Below are 25,107 nucleotides of genomic sequence, written 5' to 3'. Positions count from 1 at the left end.
CCCCCCCCCCCCGCCCCCCCCCCCCCCCCCCCCCCCCCCCCCCCCCCCCCCCCCCCCCCCCCCACCCCCGGGGTTTCTTTTAGTGCCTAATCATCGGCGCTGGTGTGGTGCATCGACTCCTGCGCCCACTTGAACGCCGCCTGGCCGGTCTGGCCCAGGGTGTCCGCATCCACGCCGATCTTCTCGGCGATCTCCAGCGCGCGGTCGACCTTGTCGCGCTCCAGCAGCAGCACCATCATCAAATACGGGCCGTACTCGCCTTCGCTGTTCAGCAGCACGTCGCGGATCTCGTCCGACAGATGCATCTTGCCCACCAGGTTGGCCATCGGCACGCCCAGCAGCACGTCGAACAGCGACAGCAGGCCGACCAGGAACAGCTCGTCCCGCTTGGCCTGCGGCAGCGGGCTGCAGGTCTCGAGGAAGCGCGCGCGCGTCAGCGCCACTTCCAGCAGCGATTCGTCGCGGTCCTTGTTGGCGCCGCCGCCGAGGCGGAACATCGACACCGTCAAGCCCCGGTACAACTGGTTGCGGCCCAGCACCATGAATGCCTGGTTCAGGCTGGTGACCTTGGAAGCCTGGCCGTTGCTCGGCGCGTTGGCCCATTGCAGCACCTGGTAAGTCATGCCGGGGTCGCGCTTGGCCACCTCGATCATGGCCGGCAGTTCGGCGTCGCTGCGCAACAGGTTCAGCAGCTCGATCGACGTCATGCGGCTCTGGTCGACCTTGGCGTCCGGATCCACCTTGTCGCTGGTGGTCAGGAAATGGCCCATGAAGTAGTTGCAGCCCCACGACAGGCACATGCGCTGCTCGTCCCACGACTCGACGCCGTCGACCACCAGCTTCATGTCCGGGTAGCGCATGCGCAGCTGCTTGATGATGGTCTGGAATTCGGCCAGCGTGTGTTCGTTCAGGTACAGCACGGCGACGTCGCACAGCGCCAGCAGCGGCGCGTCCTCGGCATCGAGCGACACGCCGCGCAGCGCGACCTTGCAGCCGGTCTCGCGCAGCGCCGCCATGCGGCCGGCGATCTGTTCGACCGGGAGGGCGCCGGCCTTGCGGTCCAGCATGAAAATCGTATGCGGCGCGACCAGCGGCAGGTGGCGGTTGAACACCACGGTGTCCATGCTCAGCTGTACCAGCGCGATGCGCTTTTGTGCAAACTCCGGCAGCCGGGCGGCCACCAGCGCTTCCATCACCGCGGGTTCGGGCATCGCCACGCGGTTGGCGCCGAACGGCACCGAGAAGCGGTAGCCGCACAAGCGGCTGTGATCATCGACGATCTCGGAACGGACAACGATGGCCTCCGGATCGCGCGCTGGTTCCACAGCTTTTACCTTCGCCGGCGCGGCGGACGCCGAAGAGCTGGCAGCTGCTTTTTCGGGTTCCGGTTTTGATTTCAGAAACGATAAAAGTCCCACTTTATTGCCTCCATCAGCCGCGTGTTTTTTTGATCATACAATGAAACAACGGCACAAAATCATTCCTCAACGAAAAAATCACGCGGCCCGCATCACCGTATTTGTAACTAAAGTACAAGCTTGTCGTTATAATCCCTGCCACCCCTTCCAACCACGAAAGCGCGACCATGAGCTACGCCCCACCGACCGACCTGTCCTGCCCGTCCATCGTCACCAGCAAAGGTGGACCGACGCTGTCGCGCATCGTCGCCGGCATGTGGCGCATGAACGAATGGAAGCTGACGCCGCAGCAACGCGTGACCTGGATCGAGCAGGCGCTGGCCATGGGCGTGACCAGTTTCGACCACGCCGACATCTACGGCGGCTACGGCGTCGAAGCCGTGTTCGGCGAAGCGCTGGCGCTGGATCCGTCGCTGCGCGGCCGCATGCAGATCGTCAGCAAGTGCGGCATCAAGCTGCTCAACGCCGCCCGCCCCGAACACACGATCCAGCACTATGACACCAGCGCCAGCCACATCATCGCCTCGACGGAAAACTCGCTGCGCCAGCTGGGCACCGGCCATCTCGACCTGCTGCTGATCCACCGTCCCGATCCGCTGATGAACTTCGATGAAATCGCCGATGCTTTCCAGCGCCTGCGGCAGGAAGGCAAGGTCAGGCACTTCGGCGTGTCGAATTTCTCGCGCCACCAGTTTGAAAGTCTGAACCGCCGCATTCCGCTGGCCACCAACCAGGTCGAGTTCTCGCCGCTGTGCGTGGCGCCGATGTTCGACGAAACCTTCGACGGCCTGCAGGACCTGGGCGTGGCGCCGATGATCTGGTCGCCGCTGGCCGGCGGCCGCCTGTTCAGCAGCGACGACGCCGCCGGCGTGCGCGTGCGCGCGGCGGTGCAGAAAGTGGCCGATGAACTGCAGCGTCCGTTCGGCAGCGTGGTGTTTGCGTGGATTATGCAGCTGCCGAGCCGCCCGCTCCCGCTGACCGGTTCCGGCCGCATCCAGGCGGTGGCGGAGGCGGTGCAGGCGACCCAGTTCAGCCTGAGCCGCAGCCAGTGGTTCGAGATCCTGCGCGCGGCGCGCGGGCACGAAGTGGCGTAATTAGTCTGTGTAGACGGCTGGCGGGGCGATGCCCCTCCAGCCCCGCTTCCACGCCAGGTTCAGCGCCAGCGTGCCGGCGATGTAGACAGCGAAGAACAGCGCGAAATACATGGCCTGCAGCCAGGCCAGCAGCCCCAGGTTAATCAGCAGCACGACCAGCGCGGTGCGGCTCTTCTTTTGCTTGGAGCTGGGGAAGCGCACGGTGGTCACCATCAGCCCGCCCACGATGAACAGCAGCGCCACGATCAGGCCGCCATGCAGCACCGTGGCCGCCGGGTCCGGCCACGCCACCACCACCGAGGCCACGCAGGCCGCGCCCGCCGTGCTCGGCATGCCGACGAAGTAGCGCGGATCGGTGCGGCCGACGTTGACGTTGAAGCGCGCCAGCCGCAGCGCGGCGCAGGCGACAAAGAAGAAACTGGCGATGCCGCCGATGCGCAGCAGCGCCGCGTGGTCGACGCCCAGCTGCACGAATCCGTAGCAATACAACAGCAACGCCGGCGCGCAGCCGAAGTTCATCATGTCGGCGATCGAGTCGAGCTGCATGCCGAACTCGGAGGCGGTATTGGTGGCGCGCGCCACCAGCCCGTCGAGGGCGTCAAACACGCCGGCCAGCACCAGCAGCACGGCGGCCAGGCGGTAGTCGCGGGCCGAGCCGACCAGGGCGTTGTCGACCGAGATGACGATGCTGCCGAAGCCGCAGGCGATCGACATCAGGGTGACCATGCTGGGCAGGGCGAACTTGGCGCGTTGCACGCGCGCATGATTTTTAGGCTTCAATGGACACAATCAAAAAAACGGCTGGCGAAATGGCAAGCTTACCATTTTACCCTGCACAGGTTTATCCGTAACGGGTGCTGTCAGACCGGAATCTGGCTTAGAATTGGCTCAGCCAGGCGCGTTCCCGGCGGCATACCGTACAGGAGTACCGAATCATGATCCCCCGCCACCGATGGCACAACGTTCTTCCCGCGCTGCTGACGGCTGCGCTGCTGGCCGCATGCGGCGGTGGCGGCGGCAGCTCCACAAGCAACCAGGTGGTCACGCCGCCGGCCACCCCGTCGGAGCCGGGCGCGCCTGCGCTGACCGGCAACACCGCAACCGACGGCTATGCCTGGATCAACTACCGGCGCGGCATGCTGGGCCTGTCGCAATTGTCGCGCAACGCCAGCATCGACGCCGCCGCGCTCGGCCACTCGAACTACCTGCGCGCCAACAACACCGTCACCCATGACCAGACGCCCGGCCTGCCCGGCTTCACCGGCGCCCACCTGATCGACCGCCTGACCAACGCCGGTTATCCGGTGGTGGCGCCGTACGCGATCGGCGAAGTCATTTCCGCCACCTCCAATCCGTCCGGCTTTTACCAGGCCGAGGAATTGATCACGGCGATCTACCACCGCTTCGTCATGTTCGAGCCCATCTTCAAGGAAATCGGCACCGGCGCCGCCACCAACAGTTCCAGCTACACTTATTTCACCGCCGACCTGACCGCCGTGCGCGGCTATGGAACCGGCCTGGGCGCGGGCAAGATCGTCAACTATCCGATCAACAACCAGACCGCCGTGCCGACCACTTTCTCCAGCGACAGCGAATCCCCCGATCCGGTGCCCGGACAGGACGTGGTCGGTTATCCGATCAGCGTGCATGCGGACACCATCCGCGATGGCGTCGGCGTGGTGGTGCAAAGCTTCACGGTGGCGCCGCGCGGCGGCGCCGCGCTGTCGGTGCGCCTGCTCAGCCACGCCACCGACAGCATGACCACCGAGACAGCGGCCGCCATCATCCCGCTGGCGCCGCTCAAGAGCGCCACCGTCTACGACGTCAGCTTCAGCGGTGTGGTGGCGGGGGTACCGGTCACGCGCACCTGGTCGTTCACCACCAAATGACGACGGTCATCCTGCAAGTGGAGACCGGCCTGCAGCAGCTGATGGGCGACCGCGCGCTGTACCTGCAGATCCTGCACCGATTCCGCCAACGCTACCACGACGTGGCGGACCGGGCGCGCGCGGCGCTGGCCGCCGGCGACGCCGCCGAGGCGCAGCGCATTGCCCATACGCTCAAGGGGGCGGCCGGCATGATAGGCGCGCAGCAGGTGTATGTGCTGGCGGCGGCGCTGGAGAGCGCCTGCACGGCGCCGGCCCTGCCGGCGGACGGCCGCGCCGCGCCGCTGGCGCAGCTGGAGCAGGCATTGCGCAACCTGTTGCCGATGGTGGAAAACGTGCTGGCCTCGGCCGACTTGCCCCCGCCGCCCGCCGCGGCGGCGGACCTGCATCCGCCGTCGACGACGATGCTGGTGCAGCACCTGGCGCGGCTGCTGGAGGATGGCGACGGGGCTGCGATCGACGTGCTGGAACAGTCGGCGACGGTGCTGGCGGCCGGCTTGGGCGTGGCGGTGTTTCAGGAAGTGACGGCGGCGGCGCACCAGTTCGAATTCGAGGCGGCGCTGGCCGCGCTGCGGGGCGGTTCCGCCTGAGGTCCGGCCAGGGTATTCAGCTGTGCATCTAGCTGTACTCTCAGCGGGTATATTCCTTTTCCTCGTCGAAGGCATCGGCGCACTCCTTGTCGCAGAAGCGCTTGACGTTGTCGAGCGGCTTTTCGCAATACCAGCACGATCCCTTGGGCGGCAGCATCTGCCTGGTGCGCGGCGCCGACGGCGCAGCCGTGGAGGATGGCGGCGCGGCACCATCGTCCGGTACGCTTTCTTGTGTCGGTTCCACGATCCCTCCTTTCCAGGTAGTGCTCACGTCAACGTTGCAAGGTTACTTCAGCGGAATACCACAGGCATGAGAATTCTCAACGAATCAATAATAGCAGGTTCGGCAAGCCCGCCACACGCGCCGAAATGGCAAAAAACGTCGCCAAACGACACTTCCTCCAGCTCCCGCATTCGGTGAGCAACAATGCTCCGGGTGAAGAAATATTTTTTAATTGAAAATTCAAAAATGATAGTGCGTCTGGATGACAACGCTGAACCGTAAAACGTTGTGACGGAAGGCAAGATTCAATACAATCGACTGGCAAGCAAGCCGCTTTCGCAGCCGCCCGACAACCAATGCGCCCACCGTTCTCCTTGAAATGGAAACAAGCCCCCAACGTGCGCGCCAGCCTTGCGGCCCTGGTCATCGCTTGCATACTGCCAGTGGCCGCCGTGGCCGCCCTCGTCATCGTCAATTTCTACGCCAGGGAACGCGAAAAGCTGATTGAGAACACCGTCAGCCGCGCCCGCTCCGTGATCGCCGCCGCCGACCACGATATCGAAAGCGTCCAGCTGGCGCTGCAGATGCTGGCCACGTCGCAGGTGCTGCTCAGCGGCGACCTGCAGGGTTTTCACGCGCGCGCCACCTCGGTGGTCGGCAAGCTGGGCGCCGACAGCATCGTGCTGCTCGGCACCGACGGCGCGATGCTGATGTCGACCCGCCGGCCGTGGGGCGCGCCGCTGCCCAAGCTGGGCACGGCGCCGCTGCTGCGGCACATTCTTGCCACCGGCCAGCCCGGCGTGTCGGGCGTGTTCACCGGACCGCTGAACGGCAAGCCCATCTTCAGCATCGGCGTGCCGGTGGTGCGCAATGGCGTCATCGTCATGTCGCTCAACGCCATCGCCACGCCTGACCGCCTGCTGCACGTGCTGGCCGAACAAAAGCTGCCGCCCAACTGGCGCGCCAGCGTCATCGACCACGAGGGCCGTGTGGTCACCCGTTCGCACGAGATCGACAAGTACGCTGGCCGGCAGATCAGCGACCAGTTGCGCCAGCAACTGGCCAGCGCCAGCGAATCGGGCATGAACAGCCGCACCCTCGATGGCCAGGACGTGTACGTGGTCTACAGCCGCTCGCCAAGCACGGGTTGGGCCGCCGTGCTCGGCATCCCGCGCGACGAGCTGACGGCCGGCCTGCGCCGCACGCTGGCCTGGCTGGTCTCGGCGACGGCGGCGGCGCTGGGTGCCGGCATGGCGCTGGCGTGGCTGCTGGGCGGGCGCATCGCGCGCTCGGTGCAGGCGCTGGTCAAGCCGGCGCTGGCGGTCGGCGCCGGCTACAGCCTGCCGATCCCGCCGCTGCACTTTCGCGAAGCCAACGAGCTGGGCCAGGCGCTGCACGAGGCGGCCGCCAGCGTCCAGCGCGCCCGCGCGGCCACCCACGAAAGCGAACGGCGGCTGGCCCTGGCCGCCAACGCCGCCGAACTGGGGATCTGGACCCGCGACCTGCAGCGCGATGAAATCTGGGTCTCGGACGCCTGGCGCGCGCTGTTCGGCTTCCCGCCGGACCAGCGGCTGACGCTGGACCAGGTGCTGGCCATCGTGCACCCGGACGACCGCGCCGCCGTCCAGCGCACCTGGGACAGTTCGCTGCGCGGCGCGCCCCGCTACGAGATGGAGTACCGCATCCTGCGCAGCGACGGCGGATTGTCGCGGCTGCGCTGGATAGGCTCGCACGGCAGCGTCGAGCTCGACGACCAGGGCCGGCCGGCGCTGCTGCGCGGCGTGTCGCTCGACATCACCAAGCGCAAGCAGGCCGAGCTGGACCTGCAGCAGAAGCAGAAGGAAGTCACGCACCTGGGGCGGGTGGCGATGTTGGGCGAGCTGTCCGGCGCGCTGGCGCACGAGCTGAACCAGCCGCTCACCGCCATCCTCAGCAACGCCCAGGCGGCCCAGCGCTTCCTCGCCCAGCCGGCGCCCGACCTGGCCGAGGTGCGCGAGATCCTCGGTGACATCGTCGACGAGGACAAGCGCGCCGGCGACATCATCCAGCGCCTGCGCCGGCTGTTCGGCAAGCAGGACATGCCGCGCCAGCGCCTGGACGCCGGCGAGCTGGTGATCGGCGCCGTCCGCCTGCTGCGCAACGACATGATCAACCACGGCCAGACCGTGCGCGCCGAGCTGAGCGAAGAACCGCTGCCGATCGCCGCCGATCCGGTGCAACTGCAGCAAGTGATGATCAACCTGCTGATGAACGCCAGCGACGCCCAGCAGGACGGCGGCACCATCGTGGTGCGCAGCGCGCGGGCCGGCGACGCGGTGCAGATCAGCATCATCGACCAAGGCACCGGGCTGGCGCCGGCCGTGCTGGAACGGCTGTTCGATCCCTTCTACACCACCAAGGAGCGCGGCATGGGGCTGGGCCTGTCGATCTGCCGCACCATCATCGGCGCCCACGACGGCCGGCTGTGGGCCGAAAACAATCCGGACGGCGGCGCCAGCTTCCATGTGCGGCTGCCGCTGGCCGCCGCGGAGCAGGCGGCATGAGCGGCCTGGAACAACAGCAGCAGCAGGTATTCCTGGTCGACGACCAGCCGGCGGTGCTGAAGGCGCTGTCGCGGCTGCTGTCCTCGGCCGGCTTCGCGGTGCAGGCCTACGGCACCGCGCAAGCCTTTCTCGACAGCGGCAATGCGGCCACCGACGGCTGCCTGGTGCTGGACCTGTCGATGCCGGACATGGGCGGGCTGGCGCTGCAGCAGGTGCTGGCCGCGCGCGCCAGCGTGCTGCCGATTATCTTCCTCACCGGCCATGGCGACATCGACACCGGCGTGCGCGCGATGAAGCTGGGCGCCGCCGACTTCCTCACCAAGCCGGTCGACGACGAGCGGCTGATCGCGGCGATCCGCCTGGCCCTCGAACAGAACCGCGCGGCGCGCAGCGACAGCGACGAACTCGGCGACATCCGCCGGCGGCTGGCAAGCTTGACGCCGCGCGAGACCGAGGTCATGCAGCTGGTCGTCGAGGGCCTGCTGAACAAGCAGATCGCGGCCGCGCTGGGCACGGTGGAAAAGACCGTCAAGGTGCACCGCGCGCGCGTGATGTCGAAGATGCAAGTGCGCTCGGTGACGGCGCTGGTGCGGCTGGTGGACCGCGCCCGCGGCCGCTGACGGCGGTGCATCCCCGCCACATGTTGGCCCAAGGTCCAATATCGGCCGCCCGGCCGCCGCGGTATCGTGGCAGCCATGGACACCTCTCTTCCCTGGATAGCAATAGTCGATGACGACGAAGCGATACGCCGGGCGCTGCTGCGCCTGATGCGCTCGGCCGGCATCCCTGCGCAGGCCTACGCCGGCGGCGAAGCCCTGCTGGCAGCCATTCCGCTGGCCGCGCTGCCGCCGTGCTGCGTGGTGCTCGACGTGCACATGCCCGGCCTGTCCGGACTCGAGGTCCAGGAGCGGCTGGCCGCCATCGCGCCGGCCACCGGCGTCATCATCATGACCGGCCACGGCACGCCCGAGGAACAGGCGCGCGCCATGCGCCTGCGGCCGCTGGCCTACCTGACCAAACCCGTCAACGACCAGCTGCTGCTCGACGCCATCGGCGCGGCCTGCCCGTCACCGCTCCCTCCTGTCATTTGAGGCCCGCATCATGATATCGCTCACCAGCCTGCACAGCGCCAAGATCCTGATCGTCGACGACCAGCCGGTCAATATCGCGGTACTGGAACAGTTGCTCGCCAGCGCAGGCTACACGGCCGTCAGCTCCACCAGCGACGCGCCCGCAGTGGCCGAGATGCACCGCCAGCACCGCTACGACCTGATCGTGCTGGACCTGAACATGCCGCTGATGGATGGCTTCCAGGTGCTCGAAAGCCTGCGCCTGCTCGAGGCGGAGCAATATCTGCCGGTGCTGGTGGTGTCGGCCGAAGCCTCGTGCAAGCTGCGCGCGCTGGAGGCCGGCGCCAAGGATTTCATCTGCAAGCCCTACGACTACGGCGAGCTGCTGACGCGCATCCGCAACATGCTGGAGGTGCGGCTGCTGTACAGCGACAGCCGCGCCTACGGCCTGCGCATGGCCAGCTACGACAGCCTGACCGGGCTGCCCAACCGCCAGCTGTTCACGCAGTCGCTGGAGCAGCAGCTGGCGGCCGCCTGGCCGCGCGCCAGCGCGCTGCTGAAGATCGACATCGACGGCCTGTCGATCGTCAACGATACGCTCGGACACGGCGCCGGCGACGACGTGCTGCGCCAGTTCGCCGAGCTGCTGAAACGGCTGGAGCTGCCGCGCGCCTGCCTCAGCCGCCTGGGCAACGACGAGTTCGCGGTGCTGCTGCCGGCGCTGGACCAGTTGCACGACGCCGGCGCCGCCGCCGAACGGATCCGCGAGGCGCTGTGCGTGCCGTTCCAGCTGGACGGAGCCGAGCGCGCGCTGACGGTCAGTATCGGCATCGCCACCTGCCCGGGCGACGCCGACGACGTCGCCACGCTGATGCGCTATGCCGGCATCGCGCTGCACCAGGCCAGGCAGGAGGGCGGCGACCGCTGCTGCCGCTTCACCGCGGCGATGAACACACTGGCGCAGAGCCGCTACCAGCTCGAGCGCGCATTGCGCGGCGCCTGCGAGCAAGGCGAATTCGAGCTGTACTACCAGCCCAAGGTGCAGATCAGCAGCGGCCGCATGGTCGGCGCCGAGGCCCTGCTGCGCTGGAACCGCTCCGGCCACGGCCTGGTGTCGCCGGGCGAATTCATTCCGGCGCTGGAACATACCGGCCTGATCGTTCCGGTCGGCGCCTGGGTCATCGACCAGGCCTGCCGCCAGATCGCCGCCTGGTCGCAGGTCAACGACGAGCCGCTGGCGATCGCCGTCAACGTCGCCAGCCGCCAGTTCGCCAGCGACGCGCTGGAACGGACGGTGGCCGACGCCATCGCCCGCCACGGCATCGCGCCCGGCCTGCTGTCGCTGGAAGTGACCGAGAGCAAGCTGATGGACGACATCGAACGCACCGCCGCCACCCTGGCCAGGCTGCGCGCGATGGGCGTGCGCATCGCCATCGACGACTTCGGCACCGGCTATTCCAGCCTGGCCTACCTGAAGCGCTTCCCGGTCGACACGCTGAAGATCGACATCGCCTTCATCCGCGACATCACCAGCAGCCCGGACGACGCGGCCGTGGTCGACGCCATCATCGCCGTGGCGCACAGCCTGAAGCTGGACGTGGTGGCCGAAGGCGTGGAAACCGCCTCGCAGCTGAACTACCTGGGGCGCCGCTGCTGCGACCAGATCCAGGGCTACTACTACAGCCGGCCGCTGCCGGCGCAGCAACTGGAGCAGCTGCTGCAACGGGACGTGCGCCTGAGCGTGCCGCAAGCCGCCGCCGCCGAGCGCACGCTGCTGATCATCGACGACGAACCGCATGTGCTGGCCGCGCTGCAGCGCCTGCTGCGCCCGGACGGCTACCGGGTGCTGGTCGCCAACGGCGCGGCCGAGGCCTTCCAGCTGCTGGCCGCATACCCGGTGCAGCTGATCCTGTGCGACCAGCGCATGGAGGAAATGAGCGGCACCGAGCTGCTGGACAAGGTCAAGGACATGTACCCGGACACCTTCCGCATCATCCTGTCCGGCTACACGGAGCTGAAGACCATCATGGAATCGATCAACCGCGGTTCGCTGTACCGGTTCTACACCAAGCCCTGGGACAACCGCACGCTGCGCGACAACATCCGCGCCGCGTTCCGCCACTACTGGCAGCTGCACGGACTGAACGAAGAAGCGGCGCGCCCGCAAGCCGCCGCCCGGCCCCAACTGGCCCTGACGGGAGGCTGCTGATGCATCCGCTGCTGTCGCGCCAGCTCGAGCGCTACTGCCCGGCATCCGGCGACACCGACCTGCAAGGCCTGAGCGCCGCCGTCGACGCCAGCTACGCCGGCTTTGAACGCCAGCTGGCGCAGGCCGGCAAGATGGCCGCGCTGGGCCGGATCGCCGCCGGCGTCGCCCACGAGATCAACAACCCGCTCGGCTACGTCGGCTCCAACCTGGACACCCTGCAGGAATACCTGGAGCGGCTGCTGCCGCAAGACGGCGACGACGCCGCGCAACTGCGCCAGGACGTGGCCGCGCTGCTGCAGGAGTCGCGCGACGGCATGCGGCGCGCGCGGCAGATGGTGCAGGAATTGCTCGACTACGCGCACGGCGGCGAGGCCGAGCAGCAATGGGCGTGGACCGACCTGCGCCGGAGCCTGGACGCCACGCTGAACATGATGCGCAACGAACTCAAATACCGCGCCGAGATCGTCAAGGACTACGGCGCGGTGCCGCCGGTGCATTGCCTGCCGTCGCAGCTGAGCCAGGTCATGATGAATTTGCTGGCCAACGCCGCCCATGCGCTGGGACCGCGGCGCGGCCGGATCACGCTGCAGACAGGAACCGATGGCGACGGCGAAGCCTGGTTCGCCGTCGGCGACAGCGGCGCCGGCATCGCACCGGAGCACCTGCCGCAATTGTTCGAGCCGTTTTTCACCACCAAGCCGATGGGCCAGGGGACCGGCCTCGGCCTTTCGCTGGCGCAGCAGATCGTGCACCGGCACGGCGGCCGCATCGAAGTCAGCACCGAACTGGGCAAGGGCAGCACGTTTCGCGTGGTGCTGCCGCTGCGGCACGATGGCCGGCAGTACGCGGCCTGAACCATCAAGGAGACCGCCATGCCATTCCCGTCCAAACTGCTTGCCGTGCTGGGGCTGGCCGCCGCGCTGCCGGGCATGGCCGCGCCGCAGCTCGACGAACCGATCAAGCCGGTGCCGCTGACGCTGCACCAGGACCCGGCACGCGCCGATCTGGGCCGGCGCCTGTTCAACGAACGCCGGCTGTCGGCCAACAACACCGTATCCTGCGCCAGCTGCCACGACGTGGCGCGCGGCGGCGGCGACGCCCGCGTGCGCTCGCCCGGCTTCCAGGGCAAGTTTGGCGGCGTCAACGCGCCCAGCGTGCTCAATGCCGCGCTCAATTTCAGGCAATTCTGGGACGGCCGCGCCGACACGCTGGAAGCGCAAATCGACATCGTGGTGCAAAATCCGATCGAGATGGGCTCCAACTGGCACGATGTGCTGGCCAAGCTGGACGCCGATCCGGTCTACCGCCGCGACTTTGCCGCCACCTACCGCGACGGCCTGACCGCCGCCAACGTACGCAACGCCATCGCCAGCTACGAACGCACGCTGATCACGCCGAACTCGCGCTTCGACCAATACCTGCGCGGCGACCACAACGCCATCAGCGCGGCGGAAAAAACCGGCTACGCCAGGTTCAAGCAATACGGCTGCGTGGCCTGCCACCAGGGCGTCAACGTCGGCGGCAACATGTTCCAGAAGTTCGGCGTGATGGGCGACTATTTCGCCCGCCGCGGCAAGCCCACCGAGGCCGACATGGGCCGCTACCTGGTCACCCGCAATCCCGACGACATCCACGTGTTCAAGGTGCCCAGCCTGCGCAACGTGGCGCGTACCGCGCCCTACTTCCACGACGGCTCGGCCAGGACGCTGGAAGAGGCCATCGACGTCATGTTCACCTACCAGTTGGGCCGGCCCGGCACGCCCGAGGACAAGGCGTTCATCATCCAGTTTCTCAATACGCTGAGCAGCACACCGGTGGGGCAGCCATGAAGCTCCCACCTCACTGGCGCACGCGGCTGGCGCTGCCGGCCGCCATCCTGTTGCTGGCCGGCCTGCTGCTGGGGCTGTACCTGCGCACCCGGCACGACGACGCGACCAGCTATTTCGCCAACATCGCGCAGCTGCGCCAGATCCGCCAGCTGGACGCCCAGTGGGAACTGGACGCGCTCAAGTCCAAGGCCGGCCTGAACCAGAATTACGACGCGCTGGTCGATCCCCTGCACGACATGGGCGAGCTGCCGCAACAGCTCGACGGCCTGGCCCGGGAAGCGCCCGACGGCGCGCTGGCGGCCGCCGTGGCCGCCTATCGGAAAGCGCTGCACGACAAGTCCGCGCTGATGGAAGCGTTCAAGTCCCACAACGCCGTGCTGCGCAATTCGCTGGCGTTCCTGCCGGTCGCGGTCGACGACATCGGCGCGATGATCAACGCCCACCACGGCCGGCGCATGGTGGCCATGGGACAGGCCGAGGCGGCCGCCAACCGCGTGCTGCTGGCCACGCTGATGTACAACGAAATGCCGTCCGAGCAGGAGCTGGCGGAAGCGCAAGCCGAGCTGGCCGGGCTGAACGCCGTCAAGGCCAGCCTGTCGACCGACTTGAAGGAGCAGATCGACCTGCTGGCGGCCCATGCCCGCACCGTGCTGCGCGAACAGGCCATCGTCGCCCGGCTGCTGGGCGATATCGCGGCGACGCCCACCGCCGCGCGCATCGACGCCATCAGCGGCCTGCTTGGCGAGGCCCAGCAGCAGGCCCTGCAGCGCCTGCAGACCAACCGCCTGTACCTGACGCTGCTGGCCGTCACGCTGGGCGGCCTGCTGAGCTGGATGGCGCTGCGGCTGATCCGCACGCACGCCACCGTCAAGCGCGTCAACGCCGAGCTGCAGCAGGCCAACGACCACCTGGAGGGCCGGGTGCAGGAGCGCACCGTCGAACTGCTGCAGGCCAATGGCCGGCTGCAGCAGGAAATGGCCGAGCGCAAGGCGCTGCAAAGCCGCCTGGTGCAATCGGAGAAGCTGGCCTCGATCGGCCAGCTGGCGGCCGGCGTGGCGCACGAGATCAACAATCCGCTGTCGTTCCTGGCGTCCAACTTCAGCACGCTGGAGCACTACCTGGACAGCCTGTTCGAGATGCTGAGAGCCTACGAGGAGGCCGAGTCCAGCGTCGCCTCGCAGGAGATGGCGGCGCGCCTGAGCGACACCCGCAGCCGCATCGACCTGGCCTACCTGAAGGAAGACATCCCCGTGCTGGTGGCCGAGTCGCGCGGCGGCATGAACCGCGTCGGCAAGATCGTGCAGGACCTGAAGGAGTTTTCCAACGTGGAGCTGGATCAGCAGTGGCTGTGGGCCGATCTGCGCGTGGGACTGGAATCGACGCTGAACGTGCTGGCCGCCGAACTGCGTCAGGTGGCCGAGGTGCGCACCGAGTTCGGGCCCATGCTGGAAATCGAATGCCTGCCGGCGCAGCTGAACCTGGTTTTCATGAACCTGCTGCAGAACGCCATGCAGGCGCTGGAGCCGCAGGCGCGGCCCGGCCGCATCACCGTGCGCACCGGCGGCGAAGGCGGGCAGGTGTGGGTCGAAATCGCCGACAACGGCTGCGGCATCGCCGCCGACGTGTTGCCGCGCATCTTCGATCCCTTCTTCACCACCCGGCCGATCGGCAAGGGAACGGGGCTGGGATTGTCGCTGTCCTACGGCATCGTGCGCAACCATCGCGGCCGCATCGATGTGCGGTCGGCGCCCGGCGAGGGCAGCACCTTCCGCGTGACGTTGCCAATCAACCACCACATGGCCGAGGCATAACGGAAAGCAACAATGGGCGCGCGGCTGCGCATATAATCGTGGCACGATTATTGGTCCCGCCAGGAACGCGCATGCAAGAACCGACCTCCGCTCCCCAGGCCGCCGCCGGCGGCCACGCCCACCTGTCCACCCGCGTGCTCGCGCTGGCCAAGCTGGGATTGATGGTGCTCGATGCCAACCAGCGCATCGTCATGTGGAACCAGTGGCTGTCCAGCCATTCGGGCATGTCGGCGCACCGCGTGCTGGGCAGCGAGCTGTTCGAGCTGTTCCCCGAACTGCGCGGCCAGCGGCTGGAGCAGGCGGTGCAGAGCGCGATGCAAAGCAAGCAACCGCAACAGCTGTCGCCGGCGCTGAACCGCTCGCCCTTCCCGCTATATCCGGACGGCAGCTGGGGCGGCGAGCGCATCGAGCAGGCGGTGTCGGTGACGCCGTTCAGCGAAGGCAAGGAACGCTTTTGCCTGATCGAAGTCAGCGACATCAGCACCACCGTCGGCCGCGAACGCCAGCTGCGTGGCGCGGCCGAGGCGCTGCGCGCGCAATCGTATGTCGACGGCCTGACCGGCATCGCCAACCGCCGCCACTTCGACGTCGCGCTGGACCGCGAGCTGCGGCGCGCGCACCGCAACAACGGCCAGCTGTCGCTGCTGCTGATGGACATTGATTCGTTCAAGGCCTACAACGACCACTTCGGCCACCAGCAGGGCGACGCCTGCCTGACCCTGGTGGCCGAAGCCTTTGCCGCCACGCTGCAGCGGCCGGCCGACCTGGCCGCGCGCTACGGCGGCGAGGAATTCGCCGCCGTGCTGCCGGACACCGGCCCGGAGCAGGCGGCGCAGGTGGCCGAGACCATCCGCGCCCGCATCGCCGCACTGGGCATCAGCCACGCGCCCGCCGCCGGCCGGCCGCACGTGACGATGAGCATAGGCGTGGCCACCTTCGACAAGGACAGCCTGGCCGACGCCGCCGCCATGCTGGCCGCCGCCGACAGCTGCCTGTACGCGGCCAAGCACGCGGGCCGCGACTGCGTGATCGTCCACCGTCCCGAGGCCAGCGCCGCCTGAACCGGGGCGCTTATCCAGAGCTGCCTGCGCATGAAATGATAGCGGTAACTTTGCACCGGTGTTAGACTCGGCGGCAGTCCTTTTTCAGAAAGCCTGCCCGCCATGACCCTGCTCCGTTCCGCCCTCGTTCTTGCCGCCGTGCTGACCGCACCGTCCACCTTTGCCGCGTCGTGCACCGGCAAGGCGCCGTCGGGCGACCTGGTGGCGACGCGCATCGCCGCCGCCAATTCCACGCGCACCGAACCTGGGCTGTACGAAGGGCCGGTATGGATCAAGGACGCCTTGTACTTCTCGGACTTCACCTTCGGCCCCGGCTTCCCTTCGCGCATCCGCAAGCTCGACGCGTCGGGCAAGGTCAGCACCTTGATCGAGGACAGCGGCAGCAACGGCCTGGCGGTGGACAACGACGGCAACATCCTGGCGGCGACGCACAAGTACAAGAGCGTGTCGCGCTACACGCTGGACGGCAAGCGCAGCGATGTGGTCGGCAAGTACCAGGGCAACGTCTTCAATTCGCCGAACGACATGGCGATGACCAAGGACGGCACGCTGTACTTCAGCGATCCGGATTTCCAGCGCGAAGCGGCGCCGGGCGGCCAGGACAAGACCCGCGTGTACCGCGTGGCAAAGGATGGCGGCGTGACGGTGGTGGACGACACGTTGAAGAACCCGAACGGCGTCTCGCTGTCGCCGAAAGGTGACGTGCTGTACGTGAACGGCATGGTGGGCGACCACGGCGTGCTGCGCGCCTACAAGATCGTCGACGGCAAGCCGCAGAAGGGCAGCGACCTGGTGGCGAAGCTGGGCATCCCGGACGGCATGGCGGTCGACTGCCACGGCAACATCTATGTGACCGAGCACACCGACCAGCGCTTGCGCGTGTTCACGCCGGCCGGCAAGCAGATCGCCACGATCAAGGTCGACGCCAACGTGACCAACGCCGCATTCGGCGGCGCCGACGGCAAGACCCTCTACATCACCGGCGCCGGCGCGCTGTGGCAACTCCCGCTGGACGTGACCGGCTCGCCATATTAAGTCGAAAGAACTTCAGGCAGCCAGCGGTGCTGGCTGCACCTGCATCGGTGTATCAATGAAACGCTGAGCAGCCTGCCACACATCGTATGCGCTTTGCTCAGCGAGCCACAGCCGGGCCTCACCGCCGCGATCTACGCCTAACCATGCTTCGATTCGCAAAGCCATCTCTGGCGAAATTGCAGCGCGGCCATTGAGAACACGGGACAGCGTGACGCGGTTGACGCCCAGTTGCTGCGCCGCTTCCGTTACGGACAAGCCAAGTGCCGGCAGAACGTCATCCCGTAAAGTCAGCCCCGGATGTGGTGGATTAAACATGCGTGCCATGATTCAGTGTAGTGCGTAATGCCACGCGCATCAACATCACTACATTACGCTGAGCGGAGCCGGCGCCGTCGATACGCATCGGCACTGACCCCGATGTTTTACGATGCAGAATGCGATGAACATGGTGAGGACCCGCATTCTGCCTAGAAATTCCATCGCATATCTCGCACCGTGTACCAAAGCGTGTACCTAAGACTCAGTGTATGCACCCACGTTTGCGATTCATGACAACTCGGCCGCCCGCCTCTGCACGCGATTCCATATGGCGGCCAATCAATGTCTAACGCGATCCAGGCCCTTGCACGACGATTGGGATCCAGTTGACATCAGCATTCACCAAGGCAAACTCGTGTTCAACCTCCTCCTGGCGGAAAAACGGACCTGTCATATAGAAGACCGCGTAGAAATTGCGCCAAGCATCATCCTGTCCATATCCTTTCATATCCGCGTAGATGCCATCCAAGCAGGCTTTCATCTCGATCTCGCTAGTGACATACTTGTACTCCGCAACTGCTCTCAATGCCGGAACACCGATATCCGCTCGATATGTCTTGAACGGCTTTTGGATAGGTACGTCTTTTCTAACATCATCAAAAGCGATACGCAGAAATTCCATCATTTCATTCCTTACACTTGCCTCCGATTTCGGATCCAGATTACGCTGAGAAATCAATTTCCCTGTGTTCAGCAGCATGGTTTTGAGTACGTCGTGAGCAGTAGTTGACATGACATCAGTCATCGCCCTTAGAGACTCAAAGTGGCCTCTTACACGAACCAGATGGGGCACATGCGGCACAATGTCGTGATGCGTATAGTTGTTATTAGAAAACTTTGACAGATTTCTAGAACGTTCCGAATTTATCTCTGACGCGAATATCGGTAAGCCAAGTCGTTCTGCCAAGATCCCCGTATCTCTGTATAATTTTTCTATGTAAAAGGCCAAGAGCTCTTGAGCTTCCTGCTGTGTAGTATCCTCATCGATTGAGTCTATGGTGGCGCTCTCTTGACAATCGTGAAGCCGCAAGACTGCTTGATGGGCTTCGTCGAGAGTCGTTTGGATCGATTCAGCCAACAGTATTTCTTCTCTACGCATCCTCTTCTCCTCCAATTACATAGCTGCCGTTGCGATGTGCTAGCACGCGCTGGCCGTCAGCTACTCTTGTTCACGTTGTACCCTCTGTCCGCTGATGCAAAGGCAAAATCAACAGATTTCACTGTGTATAACTGGCCGTTCATCACGTCGGCTACGCCAAGATCGAAAAGGGCAATGTTGTAGCCTGGTCCAAGCCGACTTTTGTACACCACTCCGTCAAAACCCTTCTTCTTGAAGAACTCGGCGATGACCTGAGTCGGCACATACTCGGCCGTAGCATGATCGGTGGCAACTGGCTTTGAAAATGCACGTTCCAGTTGTGTCCATATAGCCTTCTCCCTTTTTTTAGGCGGCGGCTCTTCGAAGAAAAATGGCGTACTCTCATCGTCATGCCCAGCCGAAAAGTCAACCAGGGTGACTTCGCGATTCAGCATTAGCTGTGCCAGTGAGACTTCCGAGCCCACAGCTGGTCGAACTTCCGACATGGCGGTTTCCTTGTCATTCGCTACGTAAAGGCAAGGTATTCCCTTGGGATTAACCCTACCTTCCTGCGCTGCATGGGCCAAAGGCTTCATGCGCTTCGCAGGATACGGAGCAGGGTCGGTGTATTCAACCCCATCCTGCTCCATATCGACCGTCGTTGCACCCAGCTGCGCCCGCCAGACACATTTATCCTTCGAAATGCGACGATGCCGAGTCTTACTGGACTGGTAGAGGGTATCGAGAAACGCCTCTATAACTTTATCGTGAACGAACCGCGATTTGTACGTTACCGCGTGCGAGAACGACATGAAATCCCACCAAGACTTGAAGTGCTTTGGCATGTCTGCTTTGAAGTAGCTTACGAAAAACCAATCATAGCAGTTTCCTTTCAGATCACTTACCAGCCGACGCTGCTGCCTTCTCCCTCAAAATTGCCAACAGCGTATGCGGCGAATTTTCGATACCCGATCTGAACTGCCAAATACTTACCTCGCTGCGATGCTGCGGCTGATGCCTCGATTCAAGAAAAATTCAGATACATATTCCTAAACTGTGATTGAACCAGTCACGCTTATTTGGCGACTTTGACGTTGCCGATCGATCGACTCCACACTAGGAAATTTACATGAATCAAAATTCTCACACCTTGGTCGCTGACAATGGTCATACATTAATCTGCCCGGATTGCCGCTCCCAGCGTATTCAATCAATGGGCCGCGCTCGAAAATTAGGCGGCGCCGTAGGGGGCGTTGCTGGCGCTGCAAGCGGTGCCACCGGTGCGATGAGCGGCGCAGAAATTGGAGCAGCCGCCGGGATAATTGCGGGCCCCCTGGGCGCACTATTTGGAGGCATAGCCGGAGCGATCATCGGAGGGCTTGCAGGCGGGGCCGTTGGTGGTATCGCAGGTGCGCGCGTTGGACGCGTCGTTGATGAGAATGTCTTAGATGATCACCTTTGCCTGTCTTGCGGCCTGAAGTTCAGCAAATAAAAGCAAGTCGCGTCCCGCCTGGCGTCAGCGATTGGCAATAGCTACCTTGCAGATCACTTAGCCTGCATGAAGGTAGCAAGTCTAACTAGCCGCATTACTCAAAAATCATAAAAAAGGAAAATTATCATGGCACATCTTCTTGAACAAATGGCCTACGTCGGAGCAATTCCATGGCATGGATTAGGCAATCAACTTGCTGCAAACGAGTCCATCGAAATATGGGCGAAGCAGGCTGGTATGGACTGGCAGATCCGAGAAGCGCCTGTGCGCTTCATGGCTAGCGAAGTCGGTAACTCCGGCACAATCCAGTCCTTTCCAGAAAATAAAGTGCTATTTCGCTCCGACACGAACTCGCCTCTATCTGTGGTAAGTCAGCGCTACAAGGTGGTCCAGCCTAGCGAGATTCTTGAGTTCTACCGCGATCTTTCCGAAGTCTCGGGGTTCGAGCTCGAGACCGCTGGAATATTGAAGGGTGGTCGAAAAGTATGGGCACTCGCGCGGACGGGGCAATCGTCCGCGCTCAGGGGCAATGACGTGACAAACGCCTACGTGCTTCTTGCCACTGGATGCGATGGAACGCTGGCGACGACAGCGCAGTTTACCAGCATCCGAGTTGTCTGCAATAACACGCTGGCCGTTGCGCTGGGCAGTAGCACAGGTGCGGTGAAAGTTCCACACAACACATCGTTCGATCCGCAATCAGTCAAGCGTCAACTCGGGATATCCGTCGCAACCTGGGACACGTTTATGTACAGAATGAAAGGTTTGAGTGAGCGACGAGTGATGGCAAATGAGGCGGCTAACTACGTCCATCGTGTCTTTTCGAATCTCGACAAAACGACTTCTCAGAATACAAACGAGCGAGCAATGGCAAAGGTCATGGCGCTATTTGATGGTCATGGAAAGGGCGCCGAATTAGCGTCCTCGAAAGGGACGGCGTTTGGCCTACTGAACGCTATCACAGAGTTTGTCGATCACGAGCGTCGCGCACGGAGTGCTGCTCATCGTCTCGAATCGGCATGGTTTGGTCAAGGTGCTGCCCTCAAGCAGAAGGCGCTCGAACAGGCGCTCATCATGATTGCCTGAGGGCTTCGATGGCGAAGAGGTCTGGCACTCAAATACGAACCAACCTCTTTTAGAGGCTTCCCCTCCCCCAAATCAAGATGCGCTAAACGGCTGACGGGTAAAGTCAGTTGGTTGGCGCAGTATCCTTGGACAGCAATCTGGGTTTTCTCTATAATCCCAGAAAAGGAAAATAATGCGCGCATCCAAACCACAAACACAAGCACAACTCTCAGCGTTCTCATCCATGGATGATGATGTTATCGCCCCTCAGTATGCCGAGCTTCCGTTACATGTCGGAGACCCCGATGTGGCTTTTGAACACCTCGGAAGCCTCGATTTGGGCTTCACTGACGACGACACACGATTTCTCGGCCATGATCTACATCCGTACCCGGCAAAGTTTATTCCACAACTGCCGGGGACGTTCGTTTCCTTGCTCAGCTCACGAGGGGAACTCGTCTTCGATCCATTTGGCGGAAGCGGAACGACTGCGCTCGAATCCATTCGCCTAGGAAGGCGAGCCGTAAGCATAGATGCAAATCCCGTTGCGGCGCTAATCGGTAAAGTTAAGACTGCACGCGTTGCACCAGAGTCGGCCGCTGAACTTCACCTTCTACATGGTGCGCTTCGGGCTTTGCTTGATTCCCTACCTAGCGATTCCAACGAACTGGTTGAAAAATATCTCACATACGCCCCAACCATCGCAAATCGCGAAAAGTGGTTTTCAGACGCTGCGTTTGGGGAACTCTCTCACATCCGTTTTAGAATTACGCGCTTGGAAAACGAGACTGCTCGGAACATCGCTTTGCTTGCTCTGTCACGCACGGTATTGTCGGCATCATTCCAAGATTCAGAGACTCGATATAAGAGCGTGCCTCGCGAAGTCCTAGTCGGCGAAACAACTAGAAAATACATCAAGGAATTTGAGTCCGTAATGAAATCCGTGGCACGCAACGCGCCCGCGACAAGGTACGGCGTTTCGAGCTTCCTGACTGGTGATGTACGGAACCTTGCTGCGACTGACATCGCTGACAATTCAGTGGATTTCGTTATGACCTCCCCGCCATATGGAAACGCTACCGACTACCATTTGTACCATCGTTTCCGCCTGCTGTGGCTGGGCTTTGATCCGGTCGCGCTAGGGAAAATTGAGATTGGGTCGCATCTAAAGCATCAACGTGAATCTAGTGGCTTTGATAGCTACTTCTCAGACATGCTCAAGGCTATAAGTGGAATCAGTCGAGTGCTGAAACCGGGGCGGTACGCTGTACTGGTCATCGGTGACTCGGTTTACAACGGTGAGACGTTCGACACTGCTCGTCTTTTGGCTGAAAAGGCAACCGAGTATGGTTTCGATAGAAATTGCATAGTCGAAAGGCGGCTACACAAGACCAAGCGCTCCTTTGCCGCCGCTGGGCGGCGTGCGGCGTCCGAAAGTCTGCTCATCCTTCGAAAGGCAGCGAGCAAAACTATCGTCGGCTTGGACTTACCGCCTTACAAATTGTGGCCCTATGAGGAACTCTTACGTCAGGGGGAGACTGGTGAAACGCTGCGCGAAACTAAGCATGTAACGGGCACAAAAAAAGCGGCTGACGTGCAAGCGCTCCTGTCGGCACGACGCCTTGTGTTCACTCATCAAATTTCCTATCCTGGCGGCCATAAGGAACCTACTTGGCAAGCCATCTTGGAAAACGGGATGGCGAGTAATCCCGGAGCCCGCAAAGACCCGAAATACGTCACTCATGGACTTCATGCTTACAAGGGCAAATTCTATCCGCAGCTCGCGAAGGGGTTGATAAATCAATTGCATTTGCCTCAGGGGGCGAAAATTCTCGATCCGTTCTGCGGTAGCGGAACGACGCTGCTTGAAGGACATTTGAACGGTTACACGACTTTTGGGTGTGATCTGAATCCGTTGGCCGCACAAATCGCGCGTGCCAAAACATCGATTGTTGAGGTAAATCCTGACCTATTGACCGAGGTCGTGTCTGCGGTTGTCGAAGCAATAGAGGCCGCGCCCGATGAATTTCCGGGGAATTTAGATCAGTTCCCGTCTGACTGCCTGGACGAAATCCAGCGATGGTTTGCGGAGCCTGTCGCTAAAAAGGTAAACTGGCTGCTTGGAATAATTCGTTCGGGAAGCAGCGGGGCGGTGCGGGATTTTCTCGAAGTTGTGCTTAGCAGCATAATCCGTGACGTGTCTCAGCAAGAGCCAACAGACCTGCGCATTCGATATCGTAAATCACTATTAGATGATGCCGATGTGCTTTCTTTGTTCAAAGATCAACTTGCAGTCCAGTTTGGTCGAATTGAGAAATTCTGGAAGGTAAAAGGCTATGCGCCGAACGAATTTTTCCGTTCAAGCGTGGTGAGGGGCGACAATCGGGAAATCTCAACTTACGATGCGCTAGGCTTATCTGCCAATTCCGTTGATTTAGTGTTGACGAGTCCACCATACGCGATGGCTCTTCCTTACATTGATACTGATAGGCTATCGCTTTTAGCACTGTTCGGACTTGGGGGAACACAGCGGCGTCCCATTGAACACGCACTGATTGGAAGCCGTGAACTTACCGCCACGACAAAACGAACGTTGGAAAACGATTTCTTGCATAGCGATGACTTGCCCGTCCAATGCCTGGAGTTTATTCGGGGGCTGCATCGTTCGCTTGATGTCTCGACAGACTCCGGTTTTCGTAAGCAAAACATGCCTGCCCTTATGCATAGATTTTTGAAAGATATGGACGCAGTGCTGGAACAAGTTTACAGAGTCTGTAAGCCGGGCGCGCAAGCAATGATCGTAATTGGTGACAGCAAAATGACTATAGATGGGGTGGACGTTCGGATCCCTTCCACCGACTTGATTGAGGCTATCGGAGCGGCGCGCGGCTTTACGCCGCTGCCGCGAATCGACATCTCAGTTACGACGGAAAATCTTGTTCACATCAAAAATGCGATAACCGAAAACGTTGTGCTGCGGCTTCGGAAGAATTAAGAGAAGCCAAATACGCGAGGGGATCGCTCACTGCTGGCAGTGCATTGGGCTTTCCATTCCGCGTGTTCTGGCGTGCCGGACAGCGCTAATGCGCAGTCAAAAACATAGGCTGCATCGTCGCATCGAATAATTCGAACTATGTCACCAGCTTTTGCCCAATTAACAAGTGCGCCAGAGTGAAAGCGAAAATCTGAAACGTTTGCGTAGTAGTACATCCGAACACCGGTCGTCACGTCCTTGGCCGCGTCGTGAATCGAGCGTACGCGCCACAGTGGCTTCCACTCAATGTAGACGCGTTTTTCGCCAGGCGCATCTGGACCCTTACGTGGATTGATTTTCTCCGTGTAATGATCAGGCCAACCCCAAAATTCTTGTGCAGAATTAATGGCTTCCAGTGGAATTCGTTGTTCGCCGGGAATTTTGCCTTCAGCACCCTGGGTTGCAGTCAGCTCTAAGTAAAACGCCTGGGGAACAATCTGTGCAAGTGGCACCAAGCTCCTGATATCCTTGTCGGCCTCTGGCGGCTCGGCCCCTGCTTCCACAATGCCCGCCGCCGCTGCCGCCTTCGCTGCCGCTTTGCGTTCTGCCTTGGCCTTCTTTTTTGCCGCGTCAAGTCCTTCAATTTGATCACGCAAAGCAGCCATTACTACGGCCTGCACTTCAACTGGCAGAATCGCTGGGCCGGGTGTCGATTCGAAGCCAAAGGCCTCAACGGCACCCGCTTTGTCCGGCGACTGCCCACGCGCGGCCTTGCGCCGCAGGCGTGCTTCTGCATCGCTTGGAATTTCGGTTCTAGCCTTAAGAATTTCCAGGTATGGCGCGTCTAACCGACGACCTACCGGTGCTCCGGGTTCGATGAACTTCGCAAGCTGCTCTTTCGCCTTCGCGAACTCGACATCATCCTCGGGAAATCCATAAGTGACGCGCACGGCGCCCTCATAGTTTCCGTAGAGGCCTCCGTCTGTGAGATTGTTCGAACCGAGAAATATTTCGGCCGACTCTGCGAATTCGACAACGTATAGCTTCGGGTGGAAGGTGACGCCACTCTTACGATTCTTAAAGACAAATACCTCAACGGGCCACTGAGCCAGCTCATGCAAGACCTCTTGGCTGGTTCCCCCCATATCCACACCGACAACGATGCGCACGACTGCGTCGTCAGCATGTAATTCGCGGAGCCGTGTCTTCAAGCGTAAGACAGCCTGAAGCGAAGCGAAGGCCGACACAATTGTCACTCGTGTCGGTTTTGCAGGTGCCGCTAGCGATGCCTGTAACAGGACCCCAAGTTGCTGTTGCGGTTGAGCAATGAAATTTACCTGCATCTTATTCCCGCCGAGAAGTGTCAATAATAATCACATTGTACTGGGGAAATACACCAGCCGTGATTATT

General features: G+C 62.5%; 22 protein-coding genes. 15 read left to right on the top strand and 7 right to left on the bottom strand.

All coding sequences use genetic code 11. From position 1 onward, the window contains the following. Positions 1-86 precede the first annotated feature (86 nt). Positions 87-1,325 (bottom strand): EAL and HDOD domain-containing protein, encoded by a 1,239-nt coding sequence (locus tag ACCD07_RS28445; protein WP_353405401.1) that lies wholly within the window; start codon positions 1,323-1,325, stop codon positions 87-89. A 260-nt stretch (positions 1,326-1,585) separates the two neighbouring features. Here ACCD07_RS28445 and ACCD07_RS28440 point away from each other — a divergent pair, with 260 nt between their 5' ends. Further along, on the top strand, positions 1,586-2,512 hold the full coding sequence (locus tag ACCD07_RS28440) for an aldo/keto reductase (RefSeq protein WP_353405403.1): 927 nt from the start codon (positions 1,586-1,588) through the stop codon (positions 2,510-2,512). Here ACCD07_RS28440 and pssA read toward each other — a convergent pair whose 3' ends face one another. Then, positions 2,513-3,268 (bottom strand): CDP-diacylglycerol--serine O-phosphatidyltransferase, encoded by a 756-nt coding sequence (pssA, locus tag ACCD07_RS28435; protein WP_353405422.1) that lies wholly within the window; start codon positions 3,266-3,268, stop codon positions 2,513-2,515. It abuts the gene before it with no gap. A gap of 179 nt (positions 3,269-3,447) precedes the next feature. On the opposite strand from pssA, the gene ACCD07_RS28430 reads away from it, so the two are divergent. After that, positions 3,448-4,401, top strand: coding sequence for a CAP domain-containing protein (locus ACCD07_RS28430; protein WP_353405404.1), 954 nt, complete (start codon positions 3,448-3,450; stop codon positions 4,399-4,401). After that, on the top strand, positions 4,398-4,988 hold the full coding sequence (locus ACCD07_RS28425; protein WP_353405405.1) for an Hpt domain-containing protein: 591 nt from the start codon (positions 4,398-4,400) through the stop codon (positions 4,986-4,988). Before ACCD07_RS28430 ends, ACCD07_RS28425 begins: the two co-directional genes overlap by 4 nt. Positions 4,989-5,028: 40 nt before the next feature. On the opposite strand, the gene ACCD07_RS28420 is transcribed toward ACCD07_RS28425, so the two are convergent. Continuing rightward, entirely contained in the window at positions 5,029-5,232 is a 204-nt protein-coding gene (locus ACCD07_RS28420) for a hypothetical protein (RefSeq protein WP_176655838.1), read from the bottom strand. Positions 5,233-5,585: 353 nt separating this feature from the next. Between ACCD07_RS28420 and ACCD07_RS28415 the strand changes: the two genes are divergently transcribed. From ACCD07_RS28415 to ACCD07_RS28375, 9 genes are all read left to right on the top strand, one after another. Then, positions 5,586-7,754: a sensor histidine kinase gene (locus tag ACCD07_RS28415; protein ID WP_413449284.1), complete on the top strand. Its 2,169-nt coding sequence runs from the start codon at positions 5,586-5,588 to the stop codon at positions 7,752-7,754. Then, the gene (locus ACCD07_RS28410) at positions 7,751-8,374 is read left to right on the top strand and encodes a response regulator transcription factor (protein ID WP_353405407.1); all 624 of its coding nucleotides are present in this window, start codon (positions 7,751-7,753) and stop codon (positions 8,372-8,374) included. The genes ACCD07_RS28415 and ACCD07_RS28410 overlap by 4 nt, the downstream gene beginning before the upstream one ends. Positions 8,375-8,449: 75 nt before the next feature. Then, complete coding sequence (locus tag ACCD07_RS28405; protein ID WP_176655841.1) at positions 8,450-8,845, top strand: response regulator transcription factor; 396 nt, start codon at positions 8,450-8,452, stop codon at positions 8,843-8,845. A 10-nt stretch (positions 8,846-8,855) separates the two neighbouring features. Then, positions 8,856-11,033, top strand: a complete 2,178-nt coding sequence (locus ACCD07_RS28400) for an EAL domain-containing protein (protein ID WP_413449283.1) — start codon at positions 8,856-8,858, stop codon at positions 11,031-11,033. Next, complete coding sequence (locus ACCD07_RS28395; RefSeq protein ID WP_413449282.1) at positions 11,033-11,887, top strand: sensor histidine kinase; 855 nt, start codon at positions 11,033-11,035, stop codon at positions 11,885-11,887. Before ACCD07_RS28400 ends, ACCD07_RS28395 begins: the two co-directional genes overlap by 1 nt. 18 nt (positions 11,888-11,905) lie before the next feature. Continuing rightward, positions 11,906-12,862, top strand: a complete 957-nt coding sequence (locus tag ACCD07_RS28390) for a cytochrome-c peroxidase (protein WP_413449281.1) — start codon at positions 11,906-11,908, stop codon at positions 12,860-12,862. Continuing rightward, positions 12,859-14,673, top strand: a complete 1,815-nt coding sequence (locus ACCD07_RS28385) for a DAHL domain-containing protein (protein ID WP_413449280.1) — start codon at positions 12,859-12,861, stop codon at positions 14,671-14,673. Before ACCD07_RS28390 ends, ACCD07_RS28385 begins: the two co-directional genes overlap by 4 nt. A 71-nt stretch (positions 14,674-14,744) precedes the next feature. Beyond that, on the top strand, positions 14,745-15,734 hold the full coding sequence (locus ACCD07_RS28380) for a diguanylate cyclase domain-containing protein (protein WP_176655846.1): 990 nt from the start codon (positions 14,745-14,747) through the stop codon (positions 15,732-15,734). A gap of 102 nt (positions 15,735-15,836) precedes the next feature. Then, positions 15,837-16,769, top strand: a complete 933-nt coding sequence (locus ACCD07_RS28375) for an SMP-30/gluconolactonase/LRE family protein (protein ID WP_413449279.1) — start codon at positions 15,837-15,839, stop codon at positions 16,767-16,769. Positions 16,770-16,781: 12 nt separating this feature from the next. On the opposite strand, the gene ACCD07_RS28370 is transcribed toward ACCD07_RS28375, so the two are convergent. The 3 genes from ACCD07_RS28370 to ACCD07_RS28360 form a co-directional block, all read right to left on the bottom strand. Next, on the bottom strand, positions 16,782-17,093 hold the full coding sequence (locus ACCD07_RS28370) for a HigA family addiction module antitoxin (protein WP_413449278.1): 312 nt from the start codon (positions 17,091-17,093) through the stop codon (positions 16,782-16,784). 280 nt (positions 17,094-17,373) lie between these two features. After that, positions 17,374-18,186 (bottom strand): hypothetical protein, encoded by an 813-nt coding sequence (locus ACCD07_RS28365; RefSeq protein WP_413449277.1) that lies wholly within the window; start codon positions 18,184-18,186, stop codon positions 17,374-17,376. A gap of 56 nt (positions 18,187-18,242) precedes the next feature. Further along, the gene (locus ACCD07_RS28360) at positions 18,243-19,010 is read right to left on the bottom strand and encodes an RES family NAD+ phosphorylase (RefSeq protein WP_413449276.1); all 768 of its coding nucleotides are present in this window, start codon (positions 19,008-19,010) and stop codon (positions 18,243-18,245) included. Positions 19,011-19,294: 284 nt separating this feature from the next. Between ACCD07_RS28360 and ACCD07_RS28355 the strand changes: the two genes are divergently transcribed. The 3 genes from ACCD07_RS28355 (at position 19,295) to ACCD07_RS28345 (ending at position 23,717) form a co-directional block, all read left to right on the top strand. Further along, positions 19,295-19,657: a hypothetical protein gene (locus ACCD07_RS28355; RefSeq protein WP_413449275.1), complete on the top strand. Its 363-nt coding sequence runs from the start codon at positions 19,295-19,297 to the stop codon at positions 19,655-19,657. A 126-nt stretch (positions 19,658-19,783) separates the two neighbouring features. Beyond that, a complete protein-coding gene (locus ACCD07_RS28350; protein ID WP_413449274.1) occupies positions 19,784-20,743 on the top strand; it encodes a DUF932 domain-containing protein in 960 nt (319 codons plus the stop codon). Between the two features lie 172 nt (positions 20,744-20,915). Further along, the gene (locus ACCD07_RS28345; RefSeq protein ID WP_413449273.1) at positions 20,916-23,717 is read left to right on the top strand and encodes a DNA methyltransferase; all 2,802 of its coding nucleotides are present in this window, start codon (positions 20,916-20,918) and stop codon (positions 23,715-23,717) included. Here the strand turns inward: ACCD07_RS28345 and ACCD07_RS28340 are convergent. Beyond that, a complete protein-coding gene (locus ACCD07_RS28340; protein WP_413449272.1) occupies positions 23,714-25,039 on the bottom strand; it encodes a phospholipase D-like domain-containing protein in 1,326 nt (441 codons plus the stop codon). The genes ACCD07_RS28345 and ACCD07_RS28340 overlap by 4 nt on opposite strands. Positions 25,040-25,107 lie beyond the last annotated feature (68 nt).

Origin of the sequence: Duganella sp. Dugasp56 (assembly GCF_047304105.1) — a bacterium.
In the GTDB taxonomy this organism is placed as follows: Bacteria; Pseudomonadota; Gammaproteobacteria; order Burkholderiales; family Burkholderiaceae_D; genus Rugamonas; species Rugamonas hordei.
This window is presented reverse-complemented; position numbering and strand designations above follow the sequence as displayed.